The organism is Leisingera sp. ANG49, assembly GCF_059694505.1.
The window spans coordinates 489,464-503,666 of sequence record NZ_JCATZN010000003.1 but is presented as its reverse complement, the minus strand read 5'-3'; the positions used below and the strand labels follow the sequence as shown (position 1 = coordinate 503,666).

Annotated in this window: 12 protein-coding genes; 10 read left to right on the top strand and 2 right to left on the bottom strand. The window is 61.7% G+C overall.

Annotated elements, in window-relative coordinates:
• Nucleotides 1-49 precede the first annotated feature (49 nt).
• Nucleotides 50-4,291 carry a DNA-directed RNA polymerase subunit beta' gene (gene rpoC, locus AC58NV_RS12750; RefSeq protein WP_497227471.1) on the top strand — a complete coding sequence of 1,414 codons (4,242 nt, stop codon included), beginning with the start codon at nt 50-52 and terminating at the stop codon, nt 4,289-4,291.
• A 145-nt stretch (nt 4,292-4,436) separates the two neighbouring features.
• The gene (locus AC58NV_RS12745) at nt 4,437-5,321 is read left to right on the top strand and encodes a DMT family transporter (RefSeq protein ID WP_497227470.1); all 885 of its coding nucleotides are present in this window, start codon (nt 4,437-4,439) and stop codon (nt 5,319-5,321) included.
• Here the strand turns inward: AC58NV_RS12745 and AC58NV_RS12740 are convergent.
• Complete coding sequence (locus tag AC58NV_RS12740) at nt 5,311-6,117, bottom strand: putative rhamnosyl transferase (RefSeq protein WP_497227469.1); 807 nt, start codon at nt 6,115-6,117, stop codon at nt 5,311-5,313. The two genes, AC58NV_RS12745 and AC58NV_RS12740, sit on opposite strands and share 11 nt — an antisense overlap.
• Nucleotides 6,118-6,478: 361 nt before the next feature.
• Between AC58NV_RS12740 and rpsL the strand changes: the two genes are divergently transcribed.
• The 4 genes from rpsL (at nt 6,479) to tuf (ending at nt 10,711) form a co-directional block, all read left to right on the top strand.
• Nucleotides 6,479-6,850, top strand: coding sequence for a 30S ribosomal protein S12 (gene rpsL, locus AC58NV_RS12735; protein ID WP_019298617.1), 372 nt, complete (start codon nt 6,479-6,481; stop codon nt 6,848-6,850).
• A 15-nt stretch (nt 6,851-6,865) separates the two neighbouring features.
• Nucleotides 6,866-7,336: a 30S ribosomal protein S7 gene (rpsG, locus tag AC58NV_RS12730; protein ID WP_027236237.1), complete on the top strand. Its 471-nt coding sequence runs from the start codon at nt 6,866-6,868 to the stop codon at nt 7,334-7,336.
• Nucleotides 7,337-7,354: 18 nt separating this feature from the next.
• A complete protein-coding gene (gene fusA / locus AC58NV_RS12725; RefSeq protein ID WP_497227468.1) occupies nt 7,355-9,472 on the top strand; it encodes an elongation factor G in 2,118 nt (705 codons plus the stop codon).
• 63 nt (nt 9,473-9,535) lie between these two features.
• Nucleotides 9,536-10,711, top strand: coding sequence for an elongation factor Tu (tuf, locus tag AC58NV_RS12720; RefSeq protein WP_497227467.1), 1,176 nt, complete (start codon nt 9,536-9,538; stop codon nt 10,709-10,711).
• Between the two features lie 355 nt (nt 10,712-11,066).
• Here the strand turns inward: tuf and AC58NV_RS12715 are convergent, their stop codons facing one another.
• Nucleotides 11,067-11,945: a DUF4238 domain-containing protein gene (locus AC58NV_RS12715; protein ID WP_497227466.1), complete on the bottom strand. Its 879-nt coding sequence runs from the start codon at nt 11,943-11,945 to the stop codon at nt 11,067-11,069.
• 286 nt (nt 11,946-12,231) lie between these two features.
• Here AC58NV_RS12715 and rpsJ point away from each other — a divergent pair, with 286 nt between their 5' ends.
• Genes rpsJ through AC58NV_RS12695 form a run of 4 tightly spaced genes read left to right on the top strand, consistent with a single transcriptional unit; the run spans nt 12,232 to nt 14,176 of the window.
• Nucleotides 12,232-12,546: a 30S ribosomal protein S10 gene (rpsJ, locus tag AC58NV_RS12710; protein ID WP_019298501.1), complete on the top strand. Its 315-nt coding sequence runs from the start codon at nt 12,232-12,234 to the stop codon at nt 12,544-12,546.
• Between the two features lie 18 nt (nt 12,547-12,564).
• The gene (rplC, locus tag AC58NV_RS12705; RefSeq protein ID WP_027235548.1) at nt 12,565-13,269 is read left to right on the top strand and encodes a 50S ribosomal protein L3; all 705 of its coding nucleotides are present in this window, start codon (nt 12,565-12,567) and stop codon (nt 13,267-13,269) included.
• Nucleotides 13,266-13,883 carry a 50S ribosomal protein L4 gene (gene rplD / locus AC58NV_RS12700; protein ID WP_019298499.1) on the top strand — a complete coding sequence of 206 codons (618 nt, stop codon included), beginning with the start codon at nt 13,266-13,268 and terminating at the stop codon, nt 13,881-13,883. The genes rplC and rplD overlap by 4 nt, the downstream gene beginning before the upstream one ends.
• A complete protein-coding gene (locus tag AC58NV_RS12695; RefSeq protein WP_019298498.1) occupies nt 13,880-14,176 on the top strand; it encodes a 50S ribosomal protein L23 in 297 nt (98 codons plus the stop codon). Before rplD ends, AC58NV_RS12695 begins: the two co-directional genes overlap by 4 nt.
• Nucleotides 14,177-14,203: the final 27 nt, after the last annotated feature.

Below are 14,203 nucleotides of genomic sequence, written 5' to 3'. Positions count from 1 at the left end.
CCCGCGCCCTTCTCCCGCTCCCCCCTTCCGCAAGATTTGAGGTATCAAAATGAACCAGGAAATCACCAACAACCCGTTCAACCCGCTGACCCCGCCGAAGGTCTTTGATGAAATCAAAGTCTCGCTGGCCAGCCCGGAACGGATCCTGTCTTGGTCCTACGGCGAAATCAAAAAGCCCGAGACCATCAACTACCGGACCTTCAAGCCGGAGCGCGACGGCCTGTTCTGCGCCCGCATCTTTGGCCCGATCAAAGACTACGAATGCCTGTGCGGCAAATATAAGCGGATGAAGTACCGCGGCGTCGTCTGTGAAAAATGCGGCGTCGAAGTCACCCTGCAGAAAGTGCGCCGCGAGCGCATGGGCCACATCGAACTGGCCGCCCCGGTTGCGCACATCTGGTTCCTGAAGTCGCTGCCCAGCCGCATCGGCCTGATGCTGGACATGACCCTGCGCGATCTGGAACGGGTTCTGTACTTTGAAAACTACGTGGTCATCGAACCGGGCCTCACCGACCTGACCTATGGTCAGATGATGACCGAAGAAGAGTATATGGACGCCCAGGATGCCTATGGCATGGACGCCTTCACCGCCAACATCGGCGCTGAAGCGATCCGTGACATGCTGGCCCAGATCGACCTGGAATCGGAAGCCGAGCAGCTGCGCGCCGAACTGGCCGAAGCCACCGGCGAACTGAAGCCCAAGAAGATCATCAAGCGTCTGAAAGTCGTGGAATCCTTCCTGGAATCGGGCAACCGTCCGGAATGGATGATCATGACCGTGATCCCGGTCATTCCGCCGGAACTGCGCCCGCTGGTTCCGCTGGACGGCGGCCGCTTTGCGACCTCCGACCTGAACGACCTGTACCGCCGCGTGATCAACCGGAACAACCGTCTGAAGCGTCTGATCGAACTGCGCGCGCCTGACATCATCGTCCGCAACGAAAAGCGGATGCTGCAGGAGTCTGTTGACGCGCTGTTCGACAACGGCCGCCGCGGCCGCGTCATCACCGGCGCCAACAAGCGCCCGCTGAAGTCGCTGTCCGACATGCTGAAAGGCAAGCAGGGCCGCTTCCGCCAGAACCTTCTGGGTAAGCGCGTCGACTTCTCCGGCCGTTCGGTGATTGTGACCGGTCCTGAGCTGAAGCTGCACCAGTGCGGCCTGCCCAAGAAGATGGCGCTGGAGCTGTTCAAGCCCTTCATCTACTCGCGTCTGGAGGCCAAGGGCCTGTCCTCGACCGTGAAGCAGGCGAAGAAGCTGGTTGAGAAAGAGCGTCCCGAGGTTTGGGATATTCTGGATGAGGTGATCCGCGAGCACCCGGTGATGCTGAACCGCGCACCGACGCTGCACCGCCTCGGCATCCAGGCGTTCGAACCCACGCTGATCGAAGGCAAGGCGATCCAGCTGCACCCGCTGGTCTGCTCGGCCTTTAACGCGGACTTCGACGGCGACCAGATGGCTGTGCACGTCCCGCTGAGCCTTGAGGCCCAGCTGGAAGCGCGCGTCCTGATGATGTCGACCAACAACGTTCTGTCGCCCGCCAACGGCGCGCCGATCATCGTTCCCTCGCAGGATATGATCCTGGGTCTCTACTATGTGACCCTGGAGCGCGAAGGCATGCCCGGCGAAGGCAAGATCTTCGGCACCATCGACGAGGTTCAGCACGCGCTGGACGCCGGCGAAGTGCATCTGCACTCCAAGATCACCGCGCGGATCACCCAGATCGACGAGGAAGGCAACGAGGTTCTCAAGCGCTTTGAGACCACCCCGGGCCGTGTCCGTCTGGGCGCGCTGCTGCCCAAGAACGCCAAGGCGCCCTTCGAGCTGGTCAACCGCCTGCTGCGGAAGAAAGAGGTTCAGCAGGTCATCGACACCGTCTACCGCTACTGCGGCCAGAAAGAGTCGGTCATCTTCTGCGACCAGATCATGACCATGGGCTTCCGCGAAGCGTTCAAGGCCGGCATTTCGTTCGGTAAGGACGACATGGTGATCCCGGACACCAAGTGGACCATCGTCGACGACACCCGCGAGCAGGTGAAAGACTTCGAACAGCAGTACATGGACGGCCTGATCACTCAGGGCGAAAAGTACAACAAGGTTGTCGATGCCTGGTCGAAGTGTAACGACAAGGTCACCGAAGCGATGATGGGCACCATCTCCGCTGACAAGCGGGACGAGAACGGCGCCGTGATGGAACCGAACTCGGTCTATATGATGGCCCACTCCGGTGCGCGTGGCTCGGTTACTCAGATGAAACAGCTGGGCGGCATGCGCGGCCTGATGGCCAAGCCGAACGGCGACATCATCGAGACCCCGATCATCTCGAACTTTAAAGAAGGCCTGACCGTTCTGGAGTACTTCAACTCCACCCACGGTGCCCGTAAGGGTCTGTCGGATACCGCGCTTAAGACGGCGAACTCGGGTTACCTGACCCGCCGTCTGGTGGACGTGGCGCAGGACTGCATCGTTCGCGAGATCGACTGCGGCACCGAGCGTGCGATCACCGCAGAAGCGGCTGTGAACGATGGCGAAGTCGTGGCGTCGCTGGGCGAGCGCATCCTGGGCCGTGTGGCTGCGGATGACATCAAGAAGCCCGGCACCGAAGAGATCATCGTGGCCGCCGGCCAGCTGATCGACGAGCGCATGGCCGACGCAGTGGAAGAGGCCGGCGTGCAGTCGACCCGCATCCGCTCGCCGCTGACCTGTGAGTCGGAAGAGGGCGTCTGCGCCATGTGCTACGGCCGTGACCTGGCCCGCGGCACCCGCGTGAACACCGGCGAGGCCGTCGGCATCATCGCGGCGCAGTCGATCGGTGAACCCGGCACCCAGCTGACCATGCGGACCTTCCACATCGGCGGCGTTGCCCAGGGCGGCCAGCAGTCGTTCCTGGAAGCCTCGCAGTCCGGCAAGATCGTCTTCGAGATGCCGCAGACCCTGGAGAACGCCAACGGCGAGACCCTGGTTGTCGGCCGCAACATGAAGCTGATCATCCAGGACGAGCACGGCGAAGAGCGTGCCAGCCACAAGCTGGGCTACGGCTCCAAGCTGTTCGTCAAGGAAGGCCAGATGGTCAACCGCGGCGACAAGCTGTTCGAATGGGACCCCTATACCCTGCCGATCATTGCCGAGAAGCCGGGTACCGCCAAGTATGTCGACCTGATCTCGGGCCTGGCTGTCCGCGACGAGACCGACGAAGCCACCGGCATGACCCAGAAGATCGTGATCGACTGGCGTGCGGCTCCGAAAGGCTCCGACCTGAAGCCGGAAATCATTCTGGTCGACGGCAACGGCGAGCCGGTGCGCAACGACGCCGGCAACCCGCTGACCTATCCGATGTCCGTGGATGCCATCCTGTCGGTCGAAGACGGCCAGCAGATCCTGGCCGGTGACGTGGTCGCGCGGATCCCGCGTGAAGGCGCCAAGACCAAGGACATCACCGGTGGTCTGCCGCGCGTTGCGGAACTGTTCGAAGCCCGCCGCCCGAAAGATCACGCGATCATCGCCGAAATCGATGGTTACGTGCGCTTCGGCCGCGACTACAAGAACAAGCGCCGTATTGCGATCGAGCCGTCGGACGAGTCGATGGAAGCCGTCGAATACATGGTGCCCAAGGGCAAGCACATTCCGGTTCAGGAAGGTGACTATGTCCAGAAGGGCGACTACATCATGGACGGCAACCCGGCGCCGCATGACATCCTGTCCATCATGGGTGTCGAGGCACTGGCGAACTACATGATCGACGAGGTCCAGGACGTCTACCGCCTGCAGGGTGTGAAGATCAACGACAAGCACATCGAGGTGATCGTCCGCCAGATGCTGCAGAAGTGGGAGATCTCTGACTCCGGCGACACCACGCTGCTGAAGGGCGAACACGTGGACAAGCAGGAGTTCGACGCCGCAAACGAGAAGGCGCTGGCCCGCGGCAAGCGTCCGGCTCAGGGCGAACCGATCCTGCTCGGCATCACCAAGGCGTCGCTGCAGACCCGCTCCTTCATCTCGGCGGCCTCCTTCCAGGAGACCACCCGGGTTCTCACCGAGGCTTCGGTGCAGGGCAAGAAGGACAAGCTGGTCGGCCTCAAGGAGAACGTCATCGTGGGCCGCCTGATCCCGGCCGGCACCGGCGGTGCCACCCAGCGGGTGCGCCAGATCGCCCAGGGCCGCGACAACGTGGTTCTGGAAGCCCGCCGCGAGGAAGCCGAAGCCGCTGCAGCCCTGGCTGCGCCGGTGATGGACGAGGACGCGATGGACACCGATCTGGACAACCTGGTCGATACCCCGGAAAGCCGCGACTAAGCCGCGGCAGCAGACAAACGGAAAAGCCCCCGCATGGATGCATGCGGGGGCTTTTTCACATCTGCCGCCAAGGCTATCTGTTGCAGGGCAGGGAGGGCACAGGAATGGATGACGGTCTGCGGATGATCCCAGCAGCGGTGCGGCGATGACACCGAACCAGACGGGCGCGCTGCTGATGATGGGCGCCATGGCGGCCTATACCTTCAACGATGCGCTGGTGAAGCTGATCGGCGGCACGCTGCCGCTGCCGCAGATCCTGACCGTCCGCGGCCTGGCGGCCAGCGTGCTGATCTACTTGCTGGTACGGCGGATGGGCGGTTTACAGCTGCGACTGCCGCCCCGCGCCTGGGGCATGATCGCCCTGCGCTGCGCAGGCGAGGTGGCGGCCACCTATCTGTTCCTGACCGCGCTGATGGTGATGCCGATCGCCAATGTCACCGCGGTGCTGCAGGTGCTGCCGCTGGCGGTGACGCTGAGCGCGGCGCTGTTCCTGCAAGAGCCGGTGGGCTGGCGGCGGATGGCAGCGATTGCCGCGGGCTTCTGCGGCATGCTGCTGATCGTGCGGCCGGGGCCGGAAGGGTTCAGCGAGGGCGCGCTTTACGCGCTGGCCTCGGTGGCCTGCATCACCGCCCGCGATCTGGTCACCCGGCGGATGCCGCCGGAGGTGACGTCAATGACCGTAACGCTGATGTCCTCGCTGTCGGTGCTGGCGTTCGGCATTGCCACCTCTGCCGCGGTGGAGTGGCAGCCGATGGGCGCGGGTGAGCTTCTGATCCTGGGCGGTGCGGCCCTGTTCATCTTTGCGGGCTACCTGTGCTCGGTGATGACCATGCGGGTGGGGGAGATCACGGTGATTGCGCCCCTGCGTTACAGCGGATTGCTGTGGGCGCTGCTGCTGGGGTGGCTGGTGTTCGGCGAATGGCCGGATGCGGTGACCCTGCTGGGCGCAGCCATCGTAGCCGGGGCCGGGGTCTTCACCTTCTACCGGGAGCGCCAGGCCGCCCGCAAACGCCGCCCGGTCATGCGCTGAACGCCGCACGCACGCGGTCGGCCCTGATGCCGAACACGCTTGCAAATTCGCGTTCCTGCTTCGGTGTCAGCGGCGTTACTTCAACCGGCTTGGCCCGGTCCTGGCGGGAATCGTTGAACCGGTTGTGGCTGCGCACCCACATCGGCACATCGGTCACGGTCACCGTGGGCATGTGGTGGTGGATGCGGTTATGGGCGAAGTTCATGATCGTCTTGCGGCAGCCGCCCGCCGCATACATCGCCAGCGCCGCGGTGAAATAGGGCCGCACGGCGGGTTCCGAGGCGGCGATCCCATCGGCGCTGAATTCGGCGATAAAGCCGCGGTTGAAATCAATCGCGGCGGTGTCCGTCTTGGCCAGCAGCGGCGCGCAGTCCGCCGCGGTTTCCCGCAGCCGCTCGATGAATTCACCCGCCACCGCGTCGTCGTCGTCGAAACGGAACTGCAGGCAGGGCTGGTCCGGATCCTTGCGGGCGCGGTTCAGCAACTCCTTCATCACCTCGCGATGGCGGCGCGGCGGCTCCGCCGTGATCCGCACCTGCGGCATGTCTGCGGTCAGGTCCCGCAGCCGGTCGCGGTGCTGCCGGGGCAGGCTGTCGCCGGTCATCAGCAGCAGGTCGAATTCCTGGTCCGTCTGCTGGCGCAGAGAGGGCAGGGCGACGGTTTCAAACAGCCGGAACCGCTCCTCCATCCGCGCGTCAGAGTAGAGATAGGCGATCCGCTCCGCCATTGTCTCATGCTCGACCTGGAACCCGCCGATGGCCGGGTAGGAGAACCGGCACAGCCCGATGACCTGCATAGTGAAATCCGTGTGTTGCAAACGCCTGCGCCGGCGACTATGGCGGCCGGGCAGCCCGCTGGCAACCGCCGCGCCGGTGCCGCCCGGCCCGCATCGCCCGGCTGCTGTTGACAACCCCCGCGACTCCCCATATACGCGCGCCTATCCGGCACCCGGAGTGTATGCTTCGAAAGCCGAATTCAAAATTGCAGTGGCTCAAGGTCCGGGCACTTTTATCACCCGGATCCTCTGTAAACACACCGCGTCGTCTCACCTCGGAATGGGAGCGATTGCGGTTTTTGCGCTTGTGGACGCACAGGTGCAGCGAAATCACCCGCACGCGCCGGCGTGCATGACAAGTTGCTAAACGGGGAATACCTGAATGCCAACGATCCAGCAGCTGATCCGCAAGCCGCGTCAGCCGAAGCGTAAAGTTTCGAAGTCCCAGCACCTCGAGCAGTGCCCGCAAAAGCGCGGCGTCTGCACCCGCGTGTACACCACCACTCCGAAGAAACCGAACTCCGCTATGCGGAAAGTTGCGAAGGTCCGCCTGACCAACGGTTACGAAGTGATCTCCTACATCCCCGGTGAAAGCCACAACCTTCAGGAACACTCCGTGGTTCTGATCCGCGGCGGCCGGGTGAAAGACCTTCCGGGTGTCCGTTACCACATCCTGCGCGGTGTTCTGGATACCCAGGGCGTCAAAGACCGTAAGCAGCGCCGCTCGAAGTACGGCGCGAAGCGTCCTAAGTAAGAAGGAGAGAGCGAGATGTCCCGTCGTCACGCCGCAGAGAAGCGCGAAGTCCTGCCCGACGCCAAGTTCGGCGACCGCGTTCTGACCAAATTCATGAACAACCTGATGATCGACGGCAAGAAGTCGGTCGCAGAGCGCATCGTCTACAACGCCTTCGACCGCGTTGAGACCAAGATCAAGCGCGCTCCGGTTGAAGTCTTCCACGAAGCGCTGGACAACATCAAACCGTCCGTCGAGGTCCGCTCCCGCCGTGTTGGCGGCGCGACCTATCAGGTTCCGGTTGAAGTCCGCCCCGAGCGCCGCGAAGCGCTGGCCATCCGCTGGCTGATCGCTGCTGCCCGCAACCGCAACGAAAACACCATGGAAGAGCGCCTTGCAGGCGAGCTGCTGGACGCCGTCCAGTCCCGTGGCACCGCGGTCAAGAAGCGCGAAGACACCCACAAGATGGCAGAGGCCAACAAAGCCTTCTCCCATTATCGCTGGTAAGCTAGAGGACATAGACCTATGGCACGCGAATATCCCCTCGAACTGTACCGTAACTTCGGTATCATGGCGCACATCGATGCAGGTAAAACCACCTGCTCCGAGCGCATCCTGTATTACACCGGCAAATCCCACAACATCGGTGAGGTGCACGACGGTGCAGCCACCATGGACTGGATGGAGCAGGAGCAGGAACGCGGCATCACCATCACCTCGGCTGCGACCACCACCTTCTGGGAACGCACCGAAGACGGCAAAACCGCTGACTCTCCGAAGCACCGCCTGAACATCATCGACACCCCCGGCCACGTTGACTTCACCATCGAAGTTGAGCGTTCGCTGGCGGTTCTCGACGGTGCTGTCTGTGTTCTGGACGCCAACGCCGGCGTTGAGCCGCAGACCGAAACCGTGTGGCGTCAGGCTGACCGCTACAAGGTTCCGCGCATGGTGTTCGTCAACAAGATGGACAAGATCGGCGCTGACTTCTTTAACTGCGTCAACATGATCGAAGACCGTACCGGCGCCCGCGCGGTTCCGGTTGGTGTGCCGATCGGCGCCGAGAACGAGCTGGAAGGCCTGGTTGACCTGGTCAACATGGAAGAATGGCTGTGGCAGGGCGAAGACCTGGGCGCATCCTGGGTCAAGGCACCGATCCGCGAAAGCCTTCAGGACATGGCTGAAGAATGGCGCGGCAAAATGATCGAAGCGGCCGTCGAAATGGACGACGACGCGATGGAAGCCTACCTGGAAGGCGAAGAGCCCGACGTTCCGACCCTGCGCAAACTGCTGCGCAAGGGCACCCTGGAACTGGCCTTCGTTCCGGTCCTTGGCGGCTCCGCGTTCAAGAACAAAGGCGTTCAGCCGCTGCTCAACGCTGTGATCGACTACCTGCCCAGCCCGCTGGACGTTGTTGATTACATGGGCTTCAAACCCGGCGACGAGACTGAAACCCGTGACATCGCCCGCCGCGCGGACGACGACATGGCGTTCTCCGGCCTGGCGTTCAAGATCATGAACGACCCGTTCGTCGGTTCCCTGACCTTCACCCGGATCTACTCCGGCGTGCTGAACAAGGGCGACACCCTGCTGAACTCGACCAAAGGCAAGAAAGAGCGCGTTGGCCGGATGATGATGATGCACTCGAACAACCGTGAGGAAATCACGGAAGCGTTCGCGGGCGACATCATCGCGCTGGCAGGCCTGAAGGACACCACCACCGGTGACACCCTCTGCGCCGTCAACGATCCCGTCGTTCTGGAAACCATGACCTTCCCCGACCCGGTGATCGAGATCGCGGTTGAGCCGAAAACCAAGGCCGACCAGGAGAAGATGTCCCAGGGTCTGGCCCGTCTGGCCGCCGAAGACCCGTCCTTCCGCGTCGAGACCGACATCGAGTCCGGTCAGACCATCATGAAGGGCATGGGCGAACTTCATCTGGACATCCTGGTGGACCGTCTCAAGCGCGAGTTCAAGGTCGAGGCGAACATCGGTGCGCCGCAGGTGGCCTACCGCGAGACCATCTCCAAAGAGGTCGAGCACTCCTACACCCACAAGAAACAGTCGGGTGGTTCGGGCCAGTTCGCCGAGGTGAAACTGATCATCTCGCCGACAGAAGCAGGCGAAGGCTACTCCTTCGAATCCCGTATCGTCGGCGGTGCGGTTCCGAAGGAATACATCCCGGGCGTCGAAAAAGGCATCCAGTCCGTCATGGACAGCGGCCCGCTGGCTGGCTTCCCCGTGATCGACTTCAAGGTTGCCCTGATCGACGGTAAGTTCCACGACGTGGACTCCTCGGTTCTGGCCTTTGAAATCGCCGCCCGCATGGGCATGCGTGAAGGCATGCGCAAAGCTGGTGCGAAACTGCTCGAGCCGGTGATGAAGGTTGAGGTGATCACCCCGGAAGAATACACCGGCGGCATCATCGGCGACCTGACCTCCCGCCGCGGCCAGGTGTCCGGCCAGGAGAACCGCGGCAACGCAATCGCGATCGACGCGTTTGTGCCGCTGGCGAACATGTTCGGCTACATCAACACCCTGCGTTCGATGAGCTCGGGCCGCGCCCAGTTCACCATGCAGTTCGATCACTACGAGCCGGTTCCGCAGAACATCTCGGAAGAGATCCAGGCGAAATACGCGTAAGCGTCAGAAAATACGGGGGCTCGCAGGCATTGCGGGCCTCCCTCGAAGCAAAAGGAGGCCATCATGGCTAAGGAAAAGTTTGAACGTAATAAACCGCACGTCAACATCGGCACCATCGGCCACGTTGACCACGGCAAGACCACTCTGACCGCGGCTATCACCAAATACTTCGGTGACTTCAAAGCCTACGACCAGATCGACGGCGCCCCGGAAGAAAAAGCCCGCGGCATCACCATCTCGACCGCGCACGTCGAGTATGAGACCGAGAACCGCCACTACGCGCACGTCGACTGCCCCGGCCACGCCGACTACGTCAAGAACATGATCACCGGCGCGGCCCAGATGGACGGCGCGATCCTGGTTGTGAACGCAGCTGACGGCCCGATGCCGCAGACCCGCGAGCACATCCTGCTGGGCCGCCAGGTTGGCATCCCGAAGATGGTCGTGTTCATGAACAAGGTTGACCAGGTCGACGACGAAGAGCTGCTGGAGCTCGTCGAAATGGAAATCCGCGAGCTGCTGTCCTCCTACGACTACCCGGGCGACGATATCCCGATCGTTGCAGGCTCCGCTCTGGCGGCGATGGAAGGCAACAAGCCGGAAATCGGCGAAGAGAAGATCAAAGAGCTGATGGCGGCCGTGGACGAGTACATCGACACCCCGGCGCGTGCGGTTGACCAGCCGTTCCTGATGCCGATCGAAGACGTGTTCTCGATCTCCGGCCGCGGCACCGTTGTGACCGGCCGTGTCGAGCGCGGCGTGATCAACGTCGGCGACTCGATCGAAATCGTCGGCATCCGCGACACCACCACCACCACCTGCACCGGTGTGGAAATGTTCCGCAAGCTGCTGGACCGCGGTGAAGCCGGCGACAACATCGGCGCCCTGCTGCGCGGTGTGGACCGTGACGGTGTTGAGCGCGGCCAGGTGCTGTGCAAGCCGGGTTCCGTGACCCCGCACACCAAGTTCGAAGCCGAAGCCTACATCCTGACCAAGGAAGAAGGCGGCCGCCACACCCCGTTCTTCGCGAACTACCGTCCGCAGTTCTACTTCCGCACCACCGACGTGACCGGCACCGTGACCCTGCCGGAAGGCACCGAGATGGTGATGCCGGGCGACAACCTGAAGTTCGGCGTTGAGCTGATCGCGCCGATCGCGATGGAAGACGGCCTGCGCTTCGCCATCCGCGAAGGCGGCCGCACCGTCGGCGCCGGCGTCGTGTCGAAGATCGTCGAGTAATCAGGTCTCCTGATTGATCTAAGAGAGGGCCTCCTTCGGGAGGCCCTTTTCTGTTGCGCCGTACGCCCCCGTAGGGTAGGCAATCTGCCCACCATTCCGGAACACCGGACGCCCCCAACCTCCGCATTTTTTAAAGCCGGCCTCCGAACAGGGCAGGGACCGGCCTGGGGCCGAAGGCCGTCTTGCAAAAGCTCCGGTGGAGCTTTTGAGGCCGCAGGGAGCGCCAGCTCCGGGGGCGATGTAAATCGCGCCCGCCCTCCGGGCAGGCCGGGCGCGGCCCGAACGCGGGGCGCCCGGGCGGGGATGAACAGCAATTATATGCGAGAAAGGTTATGCTCTGGCTGATAGGCGAGCTTCAGCTTGGCTTGGCTTTTTTCCCGGTTAACGACTCGATTAGTCTCTTGGAGTGGGAGGCTATCTGGCTGCTGTTGCGTGCAGCATACTCGTTGACTTCTCGGATATGGGAAGGCGCCTCAACCACCCGGTCTGGAATTCGATTGGCTTTGTCGCGAGTAAGTACCATCGAGATTTTTGGAGAAATCGGCAGCCAAATCTCCATGTTGGGATTGATTAACCCATTTGGGCCACCGTTTCCTATGTGGTATGCCATCATACTTGACAGGATAAAGGAGTGGTGAGTTTCGCTCACTGCCCATCGAACCTTGAAATCCTTCAACGCCTCTGCTGTCTTTTCAGATCGTTTGACAGTGGCTCTGACACGCACGTCGCGCCCATACTGCCTGAGTAGCGCAGGGTCGTTAAGTATTTCGAGGTAGTGAGAACGTTTCTCGAAATCGGTTTCATCCTCAAGCCCTGCCAAAACGCTCTCCACTAGCGATTGCCCGATTTCTTGGTCGCTTTCGTACTGCTTGACGAACTCTGGAGTCCGCTTGGCCATTTCCATTGCTACAGTTCGCGCGCTTTCCAGAGGGGTTTCTGACAGCCGTGGAACTTTGCCGGCGTCAAATATCCCCAAGACCTCTGGTAGGAAGTCGCCTAGAAAGTTGTCTATTTCTCCATAGAAAAGACGTTCAATCGCATCAGATGGTTGCCCATTCTCGAGGACAGTGTAGTAGTTTCTAATTCGAAAGGTCTTTTCAATGTTTCGAAGTTCAGGCTGAGAGAAACGCCCGTCAGTCCCGCGCTCGGAATACCAGATGCGATTGTCTTCGGTTCGAAATCTCTTCTGAAGGACTTTCGGGACAAAGTGGTGGTTCTTAATCCTTTTAGACACAGCGCCCTCTAGCTTCGTTCCTCTTAGGGTTGTTGTAGGGGCGGGTAGTTGTCCTGACAACCCACCGACCTTAACCTCCCCTAACAAACCCCAAACGCACCGTGCGCCGCAAACGCAACCGTTTCGCGGCGAAACCCCTTGCCACATGGGGCCATAGGGCGTATAGGGCGCGAGTTCGCCGAGTGCGAATAGGGGCGGGATGATTCCCGCCTTTTGGGTTCGATGAGGGGTTGCGGTGGTCGCAGGCCCTCCTCTCAACCCCAACGCCTGAATAAAAGGCTGTACGATGCAAAGCCAAAACATCCGTATCCGGCTGAAGGCATTTGACTATCGCGTGCTGGATGCGTCCACGCAAGAGATCGTCAACACTGCCAAGCGGACCGGCGCGCAAGTGCGCGGCCCGATCCCGATGCCGAACAAAATCGAGAAATTCACTGTTCTGCGTGGCCCCCACGTGGACAAGAAATCCCGCGACCAGTTCGAGATCCGCACCCACAAGCGCCTTCTCGACATCGTCGACCCGACCCCGCAGACCGTGGACGCGCTGATGAAGCTCGACCTGGCTGCCGGCGTTGACGTCGAAATCAAGCTGCAGTCGTAAGTTCGGAGGGTATAGATTATGCGTTCCGGAATTATCGCTAAGAAAGTGGGCATGACCCGCCTGTTCATGGAAGACGGCAAGCAGATCCCTGTGACCGTTCTGTCCCTGGACGGCCTGCAGGTCGTTGCTCAGCGCACCGAGGAAAAAGACGGCTACACCGCCGTTCAGCTGGGTGCAGGCTCCGCCAAGGCAAAGCGCACCTCGCAAGCCATGCGCGGCGTGTTTGCAGCTGCCAAGGTTGAACCCAAGCGCAAGCTGGTCGAATTCCGCGTTCCCGCGGACGGCCTGATCGAAGTCGGCGCCGAGATCTCGGCCGAACACTTCCTGGCTGGCCAGAAAGTGGACGTCACCGGCACCTCGATCGGTAAAGGTTTCGCCGGTGCCATGAAGCGGCACAACTTCGGCGGCCTGCGCGCCTCGCACGGTGTGTCGATCTCGCACCGTTCGCACGGTTCGACCGGTCAGTGTCAGGACCCGGGCAAGGTCTTCAAAGGCAAGAAAATGGCCGGCCACATGGGCGCAGCCCGCGTGACCACCCAGAACCTGGAAGTGGTGAAAACCGACGCCGAGCGCGGCCTGGTCTTCATCAAGGGCGCCGTACCGGGCCCGAAATCCGGCTGGGTTACCGTCAAGGACGCCGTGAAGAAGAAAGCCCCCGAGGGTCTGCCTTTCCCGGCCGCTCTGAAAACTGCGGAAGCATCCGCGGAAGGTGGTGAAGCATGAAACTTGACGTGATCAAACTGGACGGCGGCAAAGCGGGCGACATCGAACTGTCCGAAGACCTGTTCGGCCTGGAGCCGCGTGCGGACATCCTGCACCGCGTGGTCCGCTGGCAGCGCAACAACGCGCAGGCCGGCACCCACAAGGTGAAGACCCGCTCCGAGACCTCCTACTCGACCAAGAAGATCTACCGCCAGAAGGGCACCGGCGGCGCACGCCACGGTGACCGCAACGCGCCGATCTTCCGCAAGGGTGGTATCTACAAGGGTCCGACCCCGCGTTCGCACGGCCACGAGCTGACCAAGAAGTTCCGCAAGCTGGGCCTGCGCCATGCGCTGTCCGCAAAGGCGAAAGCGGGCGAGCTGGTCATCATCGAGGACGCTGCTTCCGAAGGCAAGACCGCAGCTCTGGCCAAGCAGGTGAAAAACCTGGGCTGGAAGCGCGCGCTGATCATCGACGGCGCAGCGGTCAACGAAGGCTTCCTGCAAGCGTCGCGCAACATCGAAGGTCTGGACATCCTGCCGACCATCGGTGCCAACGTCTATGACATCCTGAAGCGTGACACCCTGGTGATCACCAAAGCGGGTGTCGAAGCACTGGAGGCTCGTCTGAAATGAGCGTGAAGGCAGAACACTACGACGTGATCCGCAAGCCGATCATCACCGAGAAATCCACCATGGCGTCCGAGAACGGCGCAGTGGTGTTCGAAGTGGCAATCGACTCCAACAAGCCGATGATCAAAGAAGCCGTCGAGGCGCTCTTTGGCGTCAAGGTGAAAGCGGTCAACACCACCGTCACCAAGGGTAAGGTCAAGCGTTTCCGCGGCCAGCTGGGCAAGCGTAAAGACGTGAAAAAAGCCTATGTGACCCTGGAAGAAGGCAACACCATCGACGTGTCCACCGGACTTTGAGATTTGCCTCTCTGACACTTTGGAAGG